Source organism: Streptomyces sp. H39-C1, assembly GCF_027158125.1.
In the GTDB taxonomy this organism is placed as follows: Bacteria; Actinomycetota; Actinomycetes; order Streptomycetales; family Streptomycetaceae; genus Actinacidiphila; species Actinacidiphila fildesensis.
On sequence record NZ_JAPVLS010000125.1, the window covers coordinates 1 to 19,186 of the forward strand.

Annotated in this window: 13 protein-coding genes; 6 read left to right on the forward strand and 7 right to left on the reverse strand. The window is 70.2% G+C overall.

What is annotated here, in order from left to right; translation table 11 throughout:
• Positions 1-230 precede the first annotated feature (230 nt).
• The 4 genes from O3W51_RS43445 to O3W51_RS43460 all read right to left on the reverse strand — a co-directional run bounded on the left by O3W51_RS43445 (position 231) and on the right by O3W51_RS43460 (position 4,231).
• Positions 231-434 (reverse strand): hypothetical protein, encoded by a 204-nt coding sequence (locus O3W51_RS43445; protein ID WP_269289294.1) that lies wholly within the window; start codon positions 432-434, stop codon positions 231-233.
• 215 nt (positions 435-649) lie between these two features.
• Entirely contained in the window at positions 650-2,956 is a 2,307-nt protein-coding gene (locus O3W51_RS43450; RefSeq protein ID WP_269289296.1) for an ABC transporter permease, read from the reverse strand.
• Between the two features lie 4 nt (positions 2,957-2,960).
• The gene (locus tag O3W51_RS43455; protein WP_138358655.1) at positions 2,961-3,728 is read right to left on the reverse strand and encodes an ABC transporter ATP-binding protein; all 768 of its coding nucleotides are present in this window, start codon (positions 3,726-3,728) and stop codon (positions 2,961-2,963) included.
• Positions 3,725-4,231 (reverse strand): PadR family transcriptional regulator, encoded by a 507-nt coding sequence (locus tag O3W51_RS43460; protein WP_138358653.1) that lies wholly within the window; start codon positions 4,229-4,231, stop codon positions 3,725-3,727. Before O3W51_RS43460 ends, O3W51_RS43455 begins: the two co-directional genes overlap by 4 nt.
• Positions 4,232-4,393: 162 nt before the next feature.
• Between O3W51_RS43460 and O3W51_RS43465 the strand changes: the two genes are divergently transcribed.
• From O3W51_RS43465 to O3W51_RS43485, 5 genes are all read left to right on the forward strand, one after another.
• Entirely contained in the window at positions 4,394-5,674 is a 1,281-nt protein-coding gene (locus O3W51_RS43465) for an ABC transporter substrate-binding protein (protein ID WP_269289300.1), read from the forward strand.
• A gap of 338 nt (positions 5,675-6,012) precedes the next feature.
• Positions 6,013-7,692: a glycoside hydrolase family 13 protein gene (locus tag O3W51_RS43470; protein WP_164293117.1), complete on the forward strand. Its 1,680-nt coding sequence runs from the start codon at positions 6,013-6,015 to the stop codon at positions 7,690-7,692.
• An 84-nt stretch (positions 7,693-7,776) separates the two neighbouring features.
• Positions 7,777-9,099, forward strand: coding sequence for an ABC transporter substrate-binding protein (locus O3W51_RS43475; protein ID WP_269289303.1), 1,323 nt, complete (start codon positions 7,777-7,779; stop codon positions 9,097-9,099).
• A gap of 20 nt (positions 9,100-9,119) precedes the next feature.
• Positions 9,120-10,463 carry an ABC transporter permease subunit gene (locus O3W51_RS43480; RefSeq protein WP_269289305.1) on the forward strand — a complete coding sequence of 448 codons (1,344 nt, stop codon included), beginning with the start codon at positions 9,120-9,122 and terminating at the stop codon, positions 10,461-10,463.
• Complete coding sequence (locus O3W51_RS43485; RefSeq protein WP_138358645.1) at positions 10,460-11,383, forward strand: carbohydrate ABC transporter permease; 924 nt, start codon at positions 10,460-10,462, stop codon at positions 11,381-11,383. Before O3W51_RS43480 ends, O3W51_RS43485 begins: the two co-directional genes overlap by 4 nt.
• Before the next feature lie 98 nt (positions 11,384-11,481).
• Here the strand turns inward: O3W51_RS43485 and O3W51_RS43490 are convergent, their stop codons facing one another.
• Positions 11,482-13,335 (reverse strand): serine/threonine-protein kinase, encoded by a 1,854-nt coding sequence (locus O3W51_RS43490; protein ID WP_244809694.1) that lies wholly within the window; start codon positions 13,333-13,335, stop codon positions 11,482-11,484.
• Positions 13,336-13,785: 450 nt separating this feature from the next.
• On the opposite strand from O3W51_RS43490, the gene O3W51_RS43495 reads away from it, so the two are divergent.
• Positions 13,786-16,302 (forward strand): collagenase, encoded by a 2,517-nt coding sequence (locus O3W51_RS43495; protein ID WP_331284148.1) that lies wholly within the window; start codon positions 13,786-13,788, stop codon positions 16,300-16,302.
• A gap of 125 nt (positions 16,303-16,427) precedes the next feature.
• Here the strand turns inward: O3W51_RS43495 and O3W51_RS43500 are convergent, their stop codons facing one another.
• Both O3W51_RS43500 and O3W51_RS43505 read right to left on the reverse strand, forming a co-directional pair.
• A complete protein-coding gene (locus tag O3W51_RS43500) occupies positions 16,428-16,847 on the reverse strand; it encodes a tetratricopeptide repeat protein (protein ID WP_138358643.1) in 420 nt (139 codons plus the stop codon).
• Positions 16,848-16,902: 55 nt separating this feature from the next.
• Positions 16,903-19,186 (reverse strand): hypothetical protein (locus O3W51_RS43505; RefSeq protein ID WP_269289304.1); only part of this gene is annotated, 2,284 nt, incomplete at its 5' end.

A 19,186-nucleotide genomic window follows, 5' to 3' on the forward strand; every position in this document is an offset into this window, starting at 1 on the left:
CGCCACCGAACTCGCGACAACCCAACTCAACGCCCGCGCCAAACCCTGGATCTGGGGCAGACCCGCCCCACCCACCCGACACCTACGCCGACGCTACGTCTACTGCCTTTGAGGAATTCAGCACTAGGCCATTCGGGTGGGCACCGAAGCCGTTCCGGTGAACGTCATCGCTCGCCTGCGGCACCTGTGCGGTCCCCTTCTCGGCGAAGGGGACCGCACAGGTGCCGCCCTCATGCCACAGGCAGGGCGAATTCCGGGTCCGCGGTGGCGATGTCGACGCCGTCCGGCCAGACGTCGATGCGCACCAGGCGGAGGTCCGACCATCGGGACGGATCGACTTCAGGGTGTTCGTCCATGGCCAGGATCTCGTCGCGCTTGGTGTTCGCATAGCTCTGCGCGTCGGGGGCTTCTTCCGGGTGGTCGGCGATTTGCACGGTACCCAACGGTCCATTCGCCTCGAACGTAGCCACAGCTATGTACAGGGGCATGTGAAGATCACCTCTCCTCCACGATGCACGTACCGAGGCGTACGTGCACGTCGAAGGGGTCACCCCCAGCGCCCGGGCGGGGCGCTTGCCTCGTATGGGGGGCTTCTTACCCCGCTGAAATCCTTACTGAACGGCGGTACGCGAAACCCCGCGGGCCGACGTCAGTAGATGGTGATCCCCGTGTCCGCCCCACGGCCCCGGACCACCCGCAGCGCGGGCAGCGTGGCGATGGTGACGGCGGCGGTGACCACCGTTCCCCCGGCCAGCAGCAGCGTCAGCAGGGCGGGCGTCCGCGCTATGCCCGCGCCGATGCCGCTGGAGCGTCCTTGCAGGTCGATCAGCCAGTGCGAGGTGAGGACACCGAGGACGGTGCCGGCCAGCGCCGCCGCCAGGGCGATGACTGCCGCGCTGATCTGGATGACCGCGACCGTCTGGCGGGGAGTCAGCCCGATGGCGCGCAGGGCCCGCAGATCCCGGCTGTGATCCCGCACGGCGGCGGTGATCGAGGTGGAGAGGTCCACCAGGCCGATGAGTGCCAGCACGGCGACGAGCCCGGCGATCACACCGCGGATCGGGGACAGCTCGTCGGCGGGGCCGGCCGTCCTGCGGATCTCCAGCCGGCCGTCCGAGGCCTGGGGCAGGGCGCGGGACACCGCGGCCGGGTCGGCGCCCGGCCGCAACGCCAGATGGTAGAACTGCGGGCGCAGCGAGTCCTGCCCTTCCTGGAGAGTGTCCAGGGAGGTGGAGATGACCATCCCGTTGTGCTCGGTTTCGATGCTGCGTCCCACGATGTGCAGGATGTGCGGTGTGCCGGCCACGGTGACCCGGACCCATTCGCCGACCCGGACGTCCATGGCGTCGAGCAGTCCCTGTCCGGCCATCGCCTCGTCCGGTGCCGTCGCGACCCGGCCTTCCGCCGCGGCGAAGGGGTAGCGGTGCTCGGCGGTGCCGAGCCCGCGCAGGGTGATGGTGCGGGTCTGCCCGGGCACGAGCGCGGCGACCTCGGTCGCCGGGTACACGCCGGAGACGCCGGGCAGCTGTGTCAGCCGGGTCTCCAGCCCGGTGGTGGACGCGCCGTCCTCGCGCGCCGTCAGCTGTGCCGTCAGTCCGGCCCTCTCGGGGGGATGCTGGAAACGGTCCAGCGTGGCGGCGGCGGAGAGAGCCACGGTGATCATGACGATGGGCAGCGCGAGCCGGGCCACGGACTCCGCGAAGCGCCCCGGGCGGTGCACGGCTCCGCGCCATCCGAGCACCAGCGACGGGGGTGTCCTGAAGCGGAACGCCGTTCGTGACCGAGCCGAGCTCCGTCGCCCCGGTGCGGTGATCCGGGCGGCGGGTATCGGCGGGATCCGGGCAGCACGCCAGGCGGCGAACATCGTGGCGGCGGCGATGGCGGAGACGGTGGCGGCGCAGGTGTACACCAGGGACGAGCTCTGTCCGGGCAGCGCCTGCCAGAGCGTCACCGCCTCGCCGATCGGGCCGGGCACGGCGGTGCCCGCGATCTGGACGGCGGCCGTCCCGACGGCGGCGCCCAGCACCGCGAGCACGGCGTGCTGCGCGAAGAACATCCCGGCGATCTGTCCGGGGGTGAACCCCACCGCTTTGAGGACCGAGATGTCCCGGACGTGGGCGAGGACGCGGGTGCTGACACCTTCGGTCACCGCCACCGCGGCGGCCAGGAGCGCGCCGAGCCCGAAGATCCTCAGCAGCAGCCCCAGCAGCCGGTTGTCGCCTTCGGCGGCGGAGCGGGCATCGCGCCAGGTGGAGACGGAGAGCACATGGTCGGGGCCCACCGCGGCGACCGCCCGCTGCACCACGAAGTCCGTGTCGCCCGGGTCGGCGAGCCGCAGTCCGACGGTCTGCCCGGGGTGCGTCTGCGCGGAGGCCAGGGCACCGACCAGGTCGGGCGAAGCCCAGCCCACGCCGGGGACGTCGCCGCGGACGTATCCCCGTTCTGCGGTCCTGGCCGTTCCGACCACGCGCAGCGTACGGACGCTCGTACCGCCGGTTTCGATCTGCAGGGTGTCACCGGGCTGGGCCCACAAGGCGCCGGCCACGGACTGCTCCAGCACGATCCCGTCGCCTTGCGTGCCGTCCAGCCAGCGCCCAGCGGCGATCTTGGGCTGGGCGATGTCCTCCCTGTGCGGTCCGGCGGCACGCAGGTCGAGCGCGGCCGTCTCGGCGCCGAGACGGACAGTCACCGAATCGGTGCGGAACGGGCCGGACAGCGCCTGCACTCCGTCGAGCCCGCTCAGCGGCCAGGTAGGGGTGCCTGCCGTGGTGCGCAGCCACACATGGCCGCCCTGCGTTTCGGTGAACAGCCGCTGCCAGGGGCTGACCGCGTACTGCAGCAGCGCCGCGGAGAGCAGCAGGGCCACGGTGATCCCGGCGGTGGCGAGGACGATGGACAGGGCCTGGCCGCGGTGTGTGCGCAGGTCGGCGAGTGCCCAGCGGGTGATGGCGCGCATCTGGTCAGCCCGTCAGTTTCACGATGTCGGCGGCGGCTGCCCGGTGCTGGTCCGTGGTGTCGAGGGTGGTGTCGTCGGTGATCCGGCCGTCGTAGAAGCTGATGACGCGGTCGGCCGCGCTGGCCACCCTGGCGTCGTGGGTGACCAGGACGATGGTCTGGCCCTGCTGGTGCAGCTCGGTGAGCAGCCTGATCACCTCCCGGGTCCCCTTGCCGTCCAGGGAACCGGTGGGCTCGTCGGCCAGGAGCAGATCCGGCTCGTTGACCAGGGCTCTCGCCAGCGCCACCCGTTGCTGCTCGCCGCCGGCGAGGTCGCCGGGCAGGCTGTTCTCCTTGCCGCCCAGTCCGAGCCGGCCGACGAATTCCTCCCGCGACGCCCGCGCCTGGCGGGGCGTGCGACCCGCGAGGAGGGCGGGCAGTTCGATGTTGTCCGCGACGGTGAGGGTGGAGACGAGGTTGAAGAACTGGAAGACGATGCCGATCCTGCGGCGGCGCAGTACGGCCCAGCGCGCTTCGCTGAGATCGTCGACGCGGCGTCCGTCGAGGGCTATGCGCCCGCTGTCGGGGCGCTCCAGGCCCCCCAGGAGGTGCAGCAGGGTGGATTTCCCGGCTCCGGAGGTCCCGGTGACGGCCACGAACTCGCCCCGCGCCACGTTCAGGTCCACACCGCGTACGGCCCGTACCCTGGCGCCGTCGGTGGAATGGGTCTTGGTCAGGCCCGTCACGCTCAGCAGGTGCGGCGCTGGACCGGTGGCCGGCTCGGTTCGTGTCATTCGAGTTCCTCCTGGCAGCGCTCCAACCAGTCGAGGTCGGCCTGAAGATGCAGGCTCGCGCCCTCGATCAGCAGTTGTGCGATGCGGTTGTCCTGGTCCTCCCCTGCGGCCAGCTTGGACAGGGCCCGCATGAGGTTCAGGTAGTGACGGCGCTGCTTGTTGATCAGCGTGACCTGGTCCGCCCTGCCGGTCCGGGGGGCCAGGGCGAGCTTCATGAAGAAGTCGTCCCGTACCCGGGGGGTCGGGGACGGCTCCTCGAACCAGGCGTCGACGCTCTCGCGGCCCGCCTCGGTCAGTTCGTAGATGCGTTTGTTGGGGCGGTCCGGCTGGACGATGTCCTCGCCCGCGATCAGGCCGGCCTTTTCCAGTCGGCCCAGGGTCACATAGATCTGACCGATGTTGGGCTGAGGGTACGCCGCTCCGAAGAGCTTCTCCAGGCCCTGCTTCAGTTCGTAACCATGAGCGGGACCTGCGGCGAGCAGGGCGAGCAGCGGAAGACGCACGGTGGTTGAGCCTCCTCCCCGGCTACCTGCTTGTTAGGGGTATTGGCCGTGCCCGGACAGGCAGCTGACCGCGGCCCCTAGTATCGCGCATGCTCAGCAGGTATACAGGACGCCTCGGCCATGCGGAACATGTCGCGGGCGGAGCGAGGAGTGGAGGGACCGATGCGCTGGGCGCGAATCATGGGCAGGGGACTGCTCGTGGGCGCCCTGGTGATGGCCGGCTACGCCGGTTCGGGGGCCGGTGCGGACGCCGCACCGCCGGGCGCCTCCGACGGCAGGGGGCCCATGACCCTCGTCACCGGCCGGGACCTCACCGGCTATCTGCAGCCGGTGCTGGACGGCTGGAACCGGAGCCACCCCGACGAGCCGGTGAAGCTGGTCGAGCTGCCCGAGGCGGCGGACGAGGTCCACGCGCAGATGGCGGACAGTCTGCGGTCGGGCAGCAGCCGCTTCGACGTCCTCAACATCGATGTGGCCTGGACCTCCGAGTTCGCCGGCAATCACTGGATCGCCCCCGTGGACGGGCGTGGTCTGCCCATGGATCGGTTGCTGCCCTCCGTCGCGGACACGGCCACGTTCCGCGGCCGGCTGTACGCCATGCCGTACGTGACCAACGCGGGGCTGCTGTACTACCGCAGGGACATCCTCGACCGGGAGGGCCTGCCCCCGCCGCGAACCTGGGCCGAGCTGGAGAAAGAGGCCTCCGCCCTTTCGGCCAAGTACCGGATCGGCGGCTACGCCGGGCAGTTCCTGCCGTACGAGGGGCTGACGGTGAACGTGGCCGAGGCGGTCCAGTCGGCCGGCGGATCGATCCTGGGCGGTGACGGGCGACAGGCGACGGTGAACTCCCCCGCCGCACTGGAGGGCCTGCGGTTCCTGACCCGGGGCGTGACCGACGGCTGGATTCCCCGCGAGGCGCTGACCTTCAAGGAAGAGGAATCCCGGCAGGCGTTCCAGGACGGCAAGCTGCTGTTCCTGCGAAACTGGCCCTACGTCTACAACCTCGCCTCGGCCCGTGACTCCGCGGTGGCGGGGAAGTTCGGCGTGGTCCCGCTGCCCGGCCCGGACGGGCCCGGCAGCGGCGTGCTGGGCGGCTCCAACCTGGCCGTCAACGCGCACTCGCAGCACCAGCGGTCGGCGGCGGAACTCATGGCCTACCTGTCCAGCGAAGGCGTGCAGCGCCAGGTCCTGACCGACGGCGGGCTGCCGCCGGTGTGGGCATCGCTGTACTCGGACCCGGCTCTCATCCGGCGCTACCCGTATCTGCCGGTCCTCAAGGAGAGTGTCCGCACCGCCAGGCCGCGCCCCAAGAGCGCACGGTACGAGCAGGTGAGCCTGGTGGTCGCCGCCGTGACCTATGACGCGCTGGCCCTGCGGCAGACGCCCGAGCAGGCGCTGGCCCGGCTGCAGCGAGAGCTCCAGGACGTCGTACGGGGCGGCTGACCCCCCGCTCCAGATTCACCTTCCTAGTTACTTGTTAGGCATCTCCGTCGGGACGAGTCGCTCCAATTTCCCGCACATATCGGGATGAATACCCCTCCATGACGGCCTGATGGCCCGAGAGCGTTGACACCTCCCCGACTCTCCTACTTAACATGCATGCATCACAGGGTGCGGCTGCCGTTGGCAGTGCGCACCCCACCCCAACCCCGCCGATCGCACCGTGGTGCGCCGCTGCCCCCTGCCCGCATGCCGCGGGCCGGTCCCGGCACACCGATCGGTTCTCACGGTTCCAACTCCAACGACGGCCGCTCGCGCGTCAGATTCAGGATGGTGACGGGATGCTCGCAGTCCCAGTCGAGAACCCCGCAGGCCGCACACCTGCGGCCCGGCCGGCCGAAGGTCAGCGCCCCTGGTGGCGCGACGCCGTGGTCTACCAGGTCTACATCCGCAGCTTCCTCGACAGCACCGGGGACGGCGTCGGTGACCTCGCGGGAGTCCGGGTGGGACTGCCCTACGTGCGCAAGCTCGGCGTGGACGGCATCTGGCTCAGCCCCTTCTATCCCTCCCCCCAGCACGACCACGGTTACGACGTCGCGGACTACAGCGCCGTCGACCCGCTCTACGGAGACCTCGCCGAGTTCGACCGTCTCGTCGCCGACGCGCACCGGCTCGGGCTGAAGGTCGTCATCGACGTCGTCCCGAACCACTGCTCCAGCGCCCATCCCTGGTTCCGGGCGGCGCTCGCCGACGGCCCCGGCGGCCCGGCCCGGTCCCGTTTCCACTTCGCCGACGGCCGGGGGGAGCACGGGGAGCTGCCGCCGAACAACTGGCGCGCGATGTTCGGCGGTCCGGCCTGGTCACGCGTCAAGGAGACGGACGGCAGCCCGGGCCAGTGGTACCTCCATCTGTTCACCCCCGAGCAGCCCGACCTCAACTGGCGTGACCCGCGGGTCGGGGACCACTTCGAGGAGGTGCTGAGGTTCTGGCTCGACCGGGGGGTCGACGGCTTCCGCATCGATGTCGCCGCAGGGCTGTTCCGGCACCCGGAACTGCCGGACTCCCCCGACCCGGAGGCCGACGAACGCACCCGCGACTCGGTGAACCCGCTGGCCTGGAACCAGCCCGAGGTGCACGACGTGTGGCGCCGGTGGCGAGCGCTATGCGAGTCGTACACCGCCCACGACGGACAGGACCGGCTGCTGGTCGGCGAGGTCTCCGTACCCACCGCCGCGGATCAGGCCCTGTACGTGCGCCCCGACGAACTGCACCAGGCGTTCTTCTTCCACCTGCTCAGCGCCCCGTGGAACGCCGCCGACTTCCGCCGCAGCATCGTCGAGGCGCTGCGCGACATCGCCGGAACCGGCTCCACGGTGACCTGGGTGCTCAATAACCACGACCAGGTCAGGACCGTCACCCGCTACGACGCCGACAGCGGCGGCGTGGGCGCCACCCGCGCGCGGGCCGCGGCGCTGCTGATGCTGGCGCTGCCGGGCGCCGCCTACATCTACCAGGGCGAAGAGCTCGGCCTGCCCGAGGTGCTCGACCTGCCCGACGACGCGCTGACCGATCCGATCTTCCGCCGGACCGGCAGCCGCCGTTACGTCCGTGACGGCTGCCGGGTCCCCCTCCCGTGGTCAGGACACGCCTCCCCGTTCGGGTTCACCGCGCCGGGCTCCACCGTGCAGCCCTGGCTGCCGCAGCCCGCCTGGTTCGCCGAACACACCACCGACCGCGCTCTGAGCGACACCGGCTCGTTCTGGCACCTGTACCGCGACGGCCTCAACCTGCGCGAACAGCTTCCCCAACTCGGCGAAGGCAGCCTGCGCTGGCTCGAGTCACCACCCCAGGTACTGGCCTTCGTGCGCGGCGACGGCATGGTCTGCGCCGTCAACTTCGGCGAAGAGCCGGTACCCGCCCCCGTTCCCGGGCCGCCGCTGCTGGCCAGCGCCCCCTGCCCGGCGGGGCTGCTTCCGGGCAACACCGCCGCCTGGTGGGTCTGCGACCTGCCCGCGTCCTGAGCCGGTCCGCCGGCCCCGGCCCGACCGGACAACCTCACCACCGCCCCCGGTTCCGCGGGCGGATTCGACGAAGGGATCTACCCAATGAAGCGCATCGTGGCAGCGACAGCAGTGGTACTCGGCCTCACCATGACGGCCACGGCCTGCGGAGGCGGCCAGGACAAAACCGCCGCGCAGGACGGCAAGCAGGAACTCAAGGGCCAGTCCCTCACCGTGGCGGCGGTGTGGACCGGTGTGGAGCAGCAGAACTTCAAGAAGGTGCTGGACGCCTTCTCGGCGAAGACGGGTGCCAAGACCTCCTTCATCTCCACCGGTGACAACGTCTCCACCGTCGTCGGCAGCAAGATCGAGGGCGGCAACGTACCCGACGTCGTCATGGTCCCGCAGGTCGGCGTGGTCCAGCAGTTCGCCCGCAAGGGCTGGCTGCGGCCGCTGTCCCCCGCCGCCCGCACGGCCGCAGCGGCGAACTTCGCCAAGGTGTGGCAGGACTACGGCACCGTCGACTCCGCCTTCTACGGGCTGTACTTCAAGGCCTCCAACAAGTCGACGGTCTGGTACAGCCCCAAGGCGCTCGCTGACGCCGGGGCCACCGTCCCCAAGAGCTACGAGGAGATGATCACCACCGCTTCGGCCGTCACCGACTCCGGGCTCCCCGGCTTCTCCGTCGCGGGTGAGGCCGGATGGCCGCTGACCGACTGGTTCGAGAACATCTACCTGTCCCAGGCGGGACCGCAGAACTACGACAAGCTGGCGCAGCACAAGATGCCCTGGACCGACCCCACGGTCGTCAAGGCGCTCAGCACCCTGGGCGCTCTGTTCGCCAAGGACCAGCTGATCTCCGGCGGCCGCAAGGGCGCTTTGGAGACCGACTTCCCCGAGTCGGTGGAACAGGTCTTCGGCAAGCAGCCGAAGGCGGGGATGGTCTATGAGGGCGACTTCGTCAGCGGCCTGATCTCCGGTGATCTGCACAAGAACGTCGGCGAGGACGCCAAGTTCTTCCCGTTCCCCGCCGTGACGGGCGGCACCGCTCCGGTGGTCGGCGGCGGCGACGCCGCCGTGGCGCTGAAGGCGGGCAAGAACCAGGAAGCCGCCATGAAGTTCATCGAGTACCTGGCCACCCCCGAGGCGGCGGCCGTGTGGGCCAAGGCGGGCGGGTTCCTCTCCCCCAACCAGAAGCTGGACATCGCCAACTACACCGACGACACCACCCGGCAGACCGCCAAGTCGCTGGTCGACGCGGGTGAGACTGTCCGCTTCGACATGTCCGACCAGGCCCCGGCGGCCTTCGGCGGCACCCAGGGTTCGGGCGAGTGGAAGATCCTGCAGGACTTCCTGCGGGACCCGTCGTCCCCGAAGAACACCGCCCAGGTCCTGGAGACGGCCGCGCTCAAAGCCTACAAGGGCTGAGGGCGGCCGACATGTCCGTCATGAACCACCGGAGCCGGCCGGGCGGTGCCGCACGGGGCGCCCGCACCGCCCGTCAGCGGTCGGTACGCCGCCGCAAGATCAACGCCGTGGTCTTCGCCCTCCCCGCCCTGCTGCTGCTGGGCGCGCTCGTCGGCTACCCGATCGTCTTCGCCGTCGTGCGGTCGCTGTTCGACGCCTCGGGGGAACACTTCGCCGGCCTCGACAACTACACCGAGATGTTCGGCGACCCGGCAACGCTCAAGGCGATCCGCAACACCGCGATCTGGATAGCGGTGGCCCCGGCACTGCTCACCGGCCTGGGGCTGATGCTGGCGGTACTCACCGAGAAGATCCGCTGGGCCACCGCGTTCAAGGTCCTGATCTTCATGCCGATGGCGATCTCCTTCCTCGCCGCCGGCATCACCTTCCGGCTCGTCTACGAACAGGACCCGCAGCGCGGGGTGCTCAACGCGGTCGCCGTCGGCGCCCACGACGCCTTCACCGATGCCTCCCCCTACCCCGGTGCCCGCACCCGCGGCTCCCAGGTGCTGGAAGCGCAGAAGGGCGGCGGGTACCGGACCGCGCGGCCGGTGCGTCCCGGTGACTCGCTCACCCTCGGGCTGGTCGGCCTCAAACCGACCGCCCTTCCCGCCACGGCCGCCCAGGCGAAGACCGCCTCGGCCGCGGCGGGCGCGGTCACCGGAACCGTCTTCCTGGACTTCGTCCCCGGAGGCGGCGGCCGGGCCGACGCGGTCGACGCCCGGGAACGCGGACTGCCGCAGATGACGGTCGAGTTGGTCCGCGACCAGCAGGTGGTCGGACACGCCGCGACCGGGCCGGACGGAACCTTCCGCTTCGACGCGGTGCCTGACGGCTCCTACACCGTGCGCCTTCCGGCGGCGAACTTCGCCGAACCGTACGGCGGTGTGTCCTGGTTGGGACCGGCACTGATCACCCCCGCCATCATCGGTGCCTATCTGTGGATCTGGACCGGATTCGCCATGGTCCTCATCGGCGCCGGACTGTCCTCGCTTCCCCGCGAGGTCCTGGAGGCGGCCCGCATCGACGGCGCGGGCGAGTGGCAGATCTTCCGCCGGATCACCGTGCCGCTGCTCGGCCCGGTCATGACCGTGGTCTTCGTGACGCTGCTGATCAATGTGATGAAGGTCTTCGACCTCGTCTACATCATCGCCCCCGGTCCGGTCCAGCAGGATGCGAACGTGCTGGCGCTGCAGATGTGGCTGGTCTCCTTCGGCGGCGGAAACAACCAGGGGCTGGGGAGCGCCATCGGCGTGGTGCTGCTGCTCCTGGTGGTACCCGTCATGGTCCTCAACATCCGTCGCTTCCGCAGGAGCCAGACATGACGACCCAGCACACCGCACCTGTCGGGGCCGCGCCGCGCACGACCGCGGCGCCCCCGGCCGCGCGCCGCCCCGTGCGGCTGACCTCCCGGCTCACCGCCTTTCTGGGCAAGGGCCTGGTCCAGGCGCTCCTGGTGGTCGTCGCCCTGGTCTGGTTGGTGCCCACGTTCGGTCTCTTCGTCTCGTCGCTGCGGCCCTCGACCGACAACGCCACCACCGGCTGGTGGACGGCGCTGGCCCACCCGGGCGGCCTGGGGTTCTCCAACTACAGCTCGATCCTGGCGGACAGCGGAATCACCCATGCCTTCTGGAACACGGTGCTGATCTCCGTGCCCACCACGATGGCCGTCGTCGTCCTCGCGTCCCTGGCCGGATACGCCTTCGCCTGGCTGGAGTTCCCGGGGCGCGACGTGATCTTCCTGCTGGTCGTCGCCATGCTCGTGGTGCCGGTGCAGATCGGGCTGCTGCCGGTGGCCAAACTCTTCGGCGCGCTCGGCATCTTCGGGTCGCTCACCGGCGTCATCCTGTTCCACGTCGCCTACGGGCTGCCGTTCGCGATCTTCCTGTTGCGGAACTACTTCGCCGACATCCCCCGCGAGATGCTGGAGGCGGCGCGGATGGACGGCGGCTCCGAATGGCTCATCTTCCGGCGGCTGATCCTCCCGGTGGCCAAACCGGCGATCGCGAGTCTGAGCATCTTCCAGTTCCTGTGGGTGTGGAACGACATGCTCGTCGCACTGATCTTCGCCGACAGCGGTTCACAGCCCCTCACCGTCGCGCTGCAGTCGCAGATGCGGCAGTTCGGGTCCAACATCGACGTCCTCGCTCCGGGCGCCTTTCTGTCGCTGGTCGTTCCCCTGATCGTCTTCTTCGCCTTCCAGCGTCACTTCGTCCAGGGGGTGATGGCCGGCTCGGTGAAGTGACAGTCCTTCGGCGGCCGCGTCGCTGTTCCCTCCCACCACGATCGGGAAGGCCCCGCGCGGCGGCCGGAGATGGCCGCGCGGAGGCCGCTGTCAGGTTGTCACTGCCGCTTCCACTGCTGTGACGCGGAGCCCGAGCACTTGGCGGTGGTCGCGCCACCGCCGAAAGCCAGGTCCAGGCATTTGCCGTCGTACTGGTCGGCGAGGCTGCTGTGGGAGCCGGAGTACCAGGACTTGAGACCGCTCTGGGCGCAGTCGCTGATCGTGGACACGTTGTTGAACATGCCTGCCTGGAGGCACTGGCCGGTCCCCTTGTTGACCACCTGGAAGCCGCCGCCCGAGACGGTTCTGGACGACCACAGGACCGCGTTGCCGGTGCACGACCCGAGGGTGAGGGCGTTGCCGAACTGGTTGACGCCCAGACAGTCCCCGCTGCTGCCGTTTCTGAGTACGTAGAAGCGGGACCCGCTCGATGGGGTGGGGGCCGGTGGTGGCGCCGCCGTGGGCTTGGTGCTGGGGCCGGCGGTGTTGCCAGGCCCGCCGGTACTTCCCGCGCTGCCAGTGCCAGTGTTGCCCGAGCCATTGCTACCGGTGCCGGTGTTGCCCGTGCCGTTGTTGCCGGTCCCGTTGGCGCCGCCGGCACCCCCGCCACCGCTCGCAGCGGGGACTCCGGCAACGCTGCCCGGCGACGGCGCGGCCGACGGCTGGCCGCTCGCGGACGGCACGCCCGAGGGGCTCGTACCTGCGGACGGCGAACCTGAGGACGCGGATGCCGCTGGGCCCGCCCCGCCCGGGCCGGAGGCCGGCGGGCCGCTCTCCGCCGCGCGGGGTGCGGTGAGCTTGGGGAGCAACTGCACGCCGATCGTCGTGCCCGCCACCAGGACGATGGGAACCACCGCCAGCAGCAGTCGGGTTCGCCGCCGCGGTCGCCCGGCCGCGGTGATCGGCGCGTTCCGCCCCACTACTACGGGCTCGGCCTGTTCCGGAGAGTCCGGCTCCGGCTCGAGCACCACCTGCGGTGCCGTCCGGGCCGCGAACGCCGCGCGCCCGGCCAGCCGGTCCATGACCAGCGCGGGCCAGCCGGGTCTGGCCGGGACGGCCCTCTGCTCCGCGAGCAGGAACAGCCGGTCCGCCGTGGGGCGTCCGAGCGGGTTCTTGTCCAGGCACGCCTCGACGACCTCCGCCAGGTCCTGGTCCAGTGCGCGCAACCCGTCCAGGTCGGGCTCACCGTGGACGATGCGATAGAGCACGTCCACGCCGGAACCCTCGCCGAAGGGCGGTCTGCCGACGGCCGCGTAGCCGAGCAGCGCGCCGAGCGCGAACACGTCCGTGGCGCCCGTCAACTCCTTGGACGCGGAGGCCTGTTCCGGCGACATATAGGCCGGTGTGCCGACCACCACGCCGGTCCGGGTGAGCCGGCTCTGGTCGGCGGCGCGGGCGACCCCGAAGTCGATGAGCGTGGCGCCGTCCTGGGTCAGCATCACGTTGGACGGCTTGAGGTCCCGGTGCACCATGTCGAGGGCGTGCACCGCTCGCAGTCCCGCGGCCGCCTCCCGGAGCAGCAGCCACAGGGCCTGCACCGGAAGCGGCCCGCCGTGCAGGGCCATCGCCTCGGTCAGGGTGAGGCCGGGAATGTAGGCGGTCGCGAACCACGGCGGCCGGGCCTGCCGGTCGCTCGCCAGCAGCGGCGTGCTGACCTCGTTCGGCAACCGGGCGAGGTTGTCGAGTTCGTGGCCGAAGTGCCGCAGGAAGTTCTCGTCCGCGGCGAAGTGCGGCAGCACCTGTTTGACCGCGGCGTAGCGGCCGTCGACGACGCCCAGATACACCCGCCCCATGCCGCCGGAACCGAGCTTGCCGAGCAGCGGGATCGTCCCGATCCGCCGCGGGTCCTCCCCTTCGAGTGGCTCGGCCCCACTGCCACTGACGTCCAACGACTCTCCCCCGTTCACTGTCACAACTCCGCAGCGTACCCAGGATCCGAGGACCCGTCAGGAGCACCCGGACGCAGTGGCATTACCGCCACAACCGGCCCCTGCGGCTCCATTGTCATCCACGCGAGATCCCTGCCCGTGCCGACCGTCGCCGCCATCAGGGGTGCCGTGCCATCAGGGTCCTGCCGGAGCCTCGCGGTCCCGGATGCCGCCTCGGATGCAGCCCAGATGCGACCTGGATGCGGCCCAGATATTGCCTCCGATTTACTTCCACCCCCTTCTCCTGCGATGTGACATGTGCAATGTTATTGCGCGCAGGCTGTGTCCATGTCAAACGACACAGCGCGGCCCGCAGGCAGCCCTCGTCACGCCCCGAACCCGTCGGAAGTCATCGGCGACCGGGACGCTCGAAGCCCGCGGATCCCCCCACGCCGTGCAGTGCAGCACGGCCTTCACACCGCTGGGAGGCGGCACGTGAACACCCAACCGCTACGACGAAGTCTCACCGGATTCCTGATACTTGCCCTCGCACTGTGCCTGGGCATAGCCATGCTGATCCAGCCGGGCCGAGCCACGGCAGCGGACAGCCGGCAAGGACCGGCAACGCAGTCCCCCAAGGTTCCCCCGCCACTCGGCTCGACCGCCGACATATCGGACCGCGCCGAGGTGCAACGCCACCCGCTCGACACCGCTCAGCTTCCTCCGCAGAGCCCGGTCACCTCGCGGGCCCCGTCGAAAGCCCCACCAAGAGGGAACACGGCGAGCGGTGTTGCCGCGGCGTCCTGCACCCCGGCCGACTTCAGCCGGACCGGATCCGCGCTGGTCGCATTCGTCCAGGCCTCGACCACGGCCTGTGTCAACACCCTGTTCGGCCTCACCGGCACCAACGCGTACAACGCCTTCCGCGAAGCACAGATGGTCACCATCGCCAACGCCTTCAAGAACACGGCGAGGACCTACCCCGGTGACAACTCCGGCAACGTGTGGCAGCTCGTGCTGTTCCTGCGCGCCGGCTACTACGTGCAGTCCTACAACTCCTCCGCCGTCGGACCGTACGGCCCGACCCTGGCCACCGCCTCCGAGGGCGCGCTCGACACCTTCGTGGCGTCCCCCCACTTCCTGGACGTCAGCTCGGCCAACGGCGACATCCTGGGCGAAGTCCTGGTCCTGACGGACAGCGCCAACGAGCAGGGCCGCTACCTCAGCACCTACAAGAGGGTGCTCAACGCCTACAACAGCTCCTACGACGCCTACTGGAGCATGGACTCGGCCGTCAACAGCGTGTTCACCCCGATCTTCCGCGGGCACTGGAACCCCGCGTACATCACCGCGGTCACCGCCGACCCGAGCATCATCGACACCCTCAGCACGTTCGCGCTGAACCACCGGGACATCCTGAACGGCAGCTGGTTCTGGCTGGACGCCAACGCCGGCACCGAGATGGCGCGCTTCCTCGACACCCCCGCGCTCCAGGCCAAGGTACGACCGCTCGCGAAGGGCCTGCTGGGCGCCTCGTCGATCACCGGCACGACCGCACCGCTGTGGGTCGGGGTCGCCGGCATGACCGACGCCCACGACCAGGCCCAGTGCTCGTACTACACGACGTGCAACTTCACGGCCCAACTCACCGCCGCATCACTGCCGATCACCTACCCGTGCGACGCCGGGCACACTTTCCGCGCCCAGTCCCTGACCAACGCCGCGCTGTCCGCCGCGTGCACCAGCCTCAAGGGTCAGGACGCGTACTTCCACGGCATCGTCAAGGACAGCGGCCCGGTCGCCAACGACAACAACACGAACATCCAGATCGTGACGTTCGCGAGCCCCAAGGACTACCAGGTCTACTCCGGCTGGATCTTCGGGAACAGCACCGACAACGGCGGCGAGTACCTGGAGGGCGACCCCGCCACCCCGGGCAACCAGGCCCGGTTCCTGTCCTACGTGAAGAGCGTCAACGACGGCTTCCCCGGCGACATCTGGAACCTCAACCACGAGTACACGCACTACCTCGACGGACGCTACGACATGTACGGCGACTTCACCGCCGGCCAGGGCGTCCCGGACATCTGGTGGATCGAGGGCTTCGCCGAGTACGTCTCCTACAGCTACCGCAACCTCCCCGACACCGAGGCGATCGCCGATGCCGGACAGCACACCTTCGCGCTGAGCACCCTCTGGCAGAGCACCTACGGCAACAGCAGCCTGGACCGCACCTACCCGTGGGGTTACCTGGCCGTCCGCTACATGATCGAGAAGCACCCCGCCGACGTGCAGAACATGCTCGCCAAGTTCCGCACCGGCGACTACAACGGCGCCTACGCGGTTTACAGCACCGGCATCGGCACCCGCTACGACGCCGACTTCAACACCTGGCTCGACGCGTGCGCGGCCGGCGCCTGCGGCGGAACGAGCAGCGGACCGACCGCAGCCTTCGACGCCGCCGTCTCCGGCCTGACCGTGAACCTGACCGACAGGTCCACCGACGCCGGCAGCACCATCACCGCCCGCTCGTGGAACTTCGGCGACGGCACCACCTCCACCGCCACCAACCCCGCCAAGACGTACACCGCCGCCGGCACGTACACGATCACCCTTTCCGTCACCGACGCCAAGGGCCTGACCTCCACCACGGCCAAGCCCGTCACGGTCAGCGGCGCGCTGCCGACCTGCACGAGCGCCGACCCCCGCGTCATGGGCCAGAACTGCTCCCGCTCCGCCCGGTCGGCCTCGACGGGCAACCTGGACTACCTGTACCTCTACCTGCCGGCCGGGACCACGACGCTGAACATCACGACAACCGGCGGCACCGGCAACGCCGACCTCTACTACAACCCCAACACGTGGGCGACCAGCACCGCCTACACGGCACGCTCGGCCAAGGCCGGGAACACCGAAGCCATCACGGTCACCAACACCACCGCCGGATACCGGTACATCAGCCTGTACGCGAAGACAGCCTTCAGCGGTGTAACGGTCACCACCAAGTACTGACTCCTGTCTCCTACCCGTCTTCAGGCGGCGACTCTGCGGGCAGCGGTTCAAACCGCTGCCCGCAGTGCGTCGCGTCCGCCATCACCGCTAGGAACGACCTCCGCCACGCAACTTGTCCATGTGCATCAGGTAGGCATCCTCCGCGACCCGCCGGGCCGCGCCGTTCGCTCCTGCTGCCAGCCGCTTCCTCGCCGTGTCATGTCCGGCGTCCACCGCCTGCCGATACCAGGGCTCCGCCTGGGCCCAGCCCCCAGCCGCTCCGCGTACAGACGCCCCAGCCAGAAGGCCGCGTAGAGGTCCCCACGGTCGGCAGCCGTCCGGTACCAGCGCGCCGCCTCGACGAAATCCCCCTGGACCTCGGCGGGGAGCCTGTTCTCCAGCTTCGCCTGAGTCCGGCCTTCGCAGAGGAGCCCGAGTCGGCCCATGGCCTCGACCAGGCCCGCTTCGGCGGCATCGCGGTAGTGGGTCCTCATCGCCGGCAGGTCCTCCGCACCGCCCCAGTTCTCCAACTCCCGGCCGAGTCCGAAACTGGTTTCAGCATCCATCCGTCCAAAGTGGCAGCGCCAACGGGATGTCCAGACCGTTGGCCCGGGAGCGCAGTCACGCGAGAAGGTCGTCCGCAATCACCGTCAGGACATCAGGCTGCAGCACGGCAAGGACATCGGCTGCCGCATGCCACGGCCCCAGTCGCAGCGCCCACGCGATCAGCGGGCGCGCACGGGTCTTCCCGGCATGGCGGGCCAACGCCGTCAGGGCCCACGCCTGACGGTCCGGGTCGGGGATGGTTCTGACCATCGACTCGGCGCGGTCGATGTTCCCGCCCCGCGCCATCACCTCCGCCACACTCGTCAGTGCACGTGCCCTCGCCCGTGGCCCCGGGTTGATCGCGTCCCCGGCCATCATCTCGACTTCACGGGCCACGAGTTCGGCGCTGTCGAAGTCGCCTGCCTCGGCCATCGCCTCCGCCACGCCCGTCAGACCCCATGCCTGCCATCGCGGGTCGGCGACCGTGCGGGCCAGGCGTTCCGCACGGTCGACGTCACCCTGGTGCGCTGTCTCCCGGGCCACGTTCGCCAGGGCCGATGCCCGAAGTCCCGGTTCGGTAATCATGCGGGCCAGGCGTTCCGCATGGTCGAGGTCTCCGAGCTTCGCCACGGTTCCCGCCACCACCTCCAACGCCATCGCCTGGGTAAACCCGGGTTGGCGCAGGGCCATGGCCTCAGCCTCGCGGGTCAGCTCCTCGGCACGGTCCGCCTGCCCCATCCGCGCCACCGCCCGTGCCACCGCTGTCATCGCGTTCTCCTGCGCGCACAGGTTCGTGGGAGGCAGGGCACGAGCCCTCGACTCGGCCACGCCGGCCAGCCTCCCGGCGGCGGCGACATCTCCCGCGCCCGCCAGCGCCTCCGCCACCTGCGCCAGTCCCTCCGCCTGGAACTGCCGGTCGAGAGGGTGCTCGGTACGGTCGGTGATGGTTCCGGCCACGGTCTCGGCGGCGGTGTGGCCTTCCTCGGCCAGCGCCCGCGCGACGCGTGCCAGCTCCATCGGCGTCGAGCGATGGATGGTCCGGATCACCGCGAGAGCGCGGTCGACGTCTCCGGTCCGCGCGACGATCTGCGCCACCTCTTCCAATGCCCTTGCCTGCTCGAACCCCATGGCCTGCCCGGGAATGGTCCTGGCAACGGTCACGGCGCGGTCCACCTCTCCCACCCGGGCCAGCCCCGCCGCCAACGCGTGTGCCGCTTCCGCCAATTGCCTCCGGTACAGATCGGTGCCGGTCCGGGCCACGGCTTCGGCTTCTCGGGCCAGCCGTCCGGCACGGTCGACAGCGTTGGTCCGCGCCGCCATCCGTGCCGTGGCGGTGAGCACCATCGCCCGCACCTCCGTGTCCTTCTCGATGCTGCGGGAGCGGGCCTGGGCCTCGGCGCGGTCGACGTCGTCAGCCGGGGGCCACGCGTGCGCTATCCGTCGCAGGTCGTGGGCCCGTTTGTACGTACCGACGTGGTTCATCGGCATGCCTTCGGCCTCACGGCCGAGGTCCCCGGTGCGGTCCGCCTCGTTCACCTCCCGCACCATCCGCAGCACCGAGTCCTTCAGTTCCGGGTGAGTGACGGTCAGGGCCAGGGCCTCGGCCTCGCGGGCGAGGTGCCGAGCGCGATCGGCGTCCCCGATCCGTGCCACCACGCGTGCGACCGCTGCCAGCGCGGATGCCCGAAGTTCCGGGTTGATGATCGTCCGGGCCACGGATTCGGCTTCGTGGGCGACGTCGCCGGCGTCGTGAGCGGTGTCGTCGGTCCTGCTGGGAGGCCGGTTGCCGGCATCGTGAGCGGTGTCGTCGGTCCTGCTGGGAGGCCGGTTGCCGGCATCGCACTCGGCCAGCGCCTCGCTGAGTGCCCCTAGCGCACGCGCGCGTCTTTCCGGGGAAGGGATGGATCGCGCCATGGCCGCGGCGTGCGCGGGGCGCCCCAGGAGGGCCCAGACGGCGGGCAGCCCGACGGGGATGTTGGTGTTGCGTTGGGCGAGGCTGTCGCGACGCACCGCCAAGAGGGTCATGGCTCTCAGATCGAGGCCCGGATCGCCTCGGTCGAGTATCGCGTCCTGCGTAGTCGTGATTTCGGCGAGCGCGGCGTCATCCCCGCCGCCCGCGTCGCGCATCCGTTCGTGGCGGGCCTCGTCGAGGGCGCAGGCGATCATCCTGGTGAGATCGCCGTCGGCGTGCAGCAACCGGAAGTAGCCGCGGAACAGATAACCGGAGGTGTGAGCGGGCCAGTGTCCGGCCCGGTACCGGTCGGCCCAGGTGTGCAGGCGCTCCCGGTACTCCGTCAGGCGCCGCTCGCCCAGGAACCGTACGGCGATCTGCTGGAGTTCCTCGTGGCCGAGCATGTAG

Bases quoted from the DNA above. Each gene is read 5' to 3' on its own strand.
- O3W51_RS43450 (WP_269289296.1), bottom strand. From the start codon at position 2,956: ATGCGCGCCATCACCCGCTGGGCACTCGCCGACCTGCGCACACACCGC.
- O3W51_RS43455 (WP_138358655.1), bottom strand. From the start codon at position 3,728: ATGACACGAACCGAGCCGGCCACCGGTCCAGCGCCGCACCTGCTGAGC.
- O3W51_RS43465 (WP_269289300.1), top strand. From the start codon at position 4,394: ATGCGCTGGGCGCGAATCATGGGCAGGGGACTGCTCGTGGGCGCCCTG.
- O3W51_RS43470 (WP_164293117.1), top strand. From the start codon at position 6,013: ATGCTCGCAGTCCCAGTCGAGAACCCCGCAGGCCGCACACCTGCGGCC.
- O3W51_RS43475 (WP_269289303.1), top strand. From the start codon at position 7,777: ATGAAGCGCATCGTGGCAGCGACAGCAGTGGTACTCGGCCTCACCATG.
- O3W51_RS43480 (WP_269289305.1), top strand. From the start codon at position 9,120: ATGAACCACCGGAGCCGGCCGGGCGGTGCCGCACGGGGCGCCCGCACC.
- O3W51_RS43485 (WP_138358645.1), top strand. From the start codon at position 10,460: ATGACGACCCAGCACACCGCACCTGTCGGGGCCGCGCCGCGCACGACC.
- O3W51_RS43500 (WP_138358643.1), bottom strand. From the start codon at position 16,847: ATGGATGCTGAAACCAGTTTCGGACTCGGCCGGGAGTTGGAGAACTGG.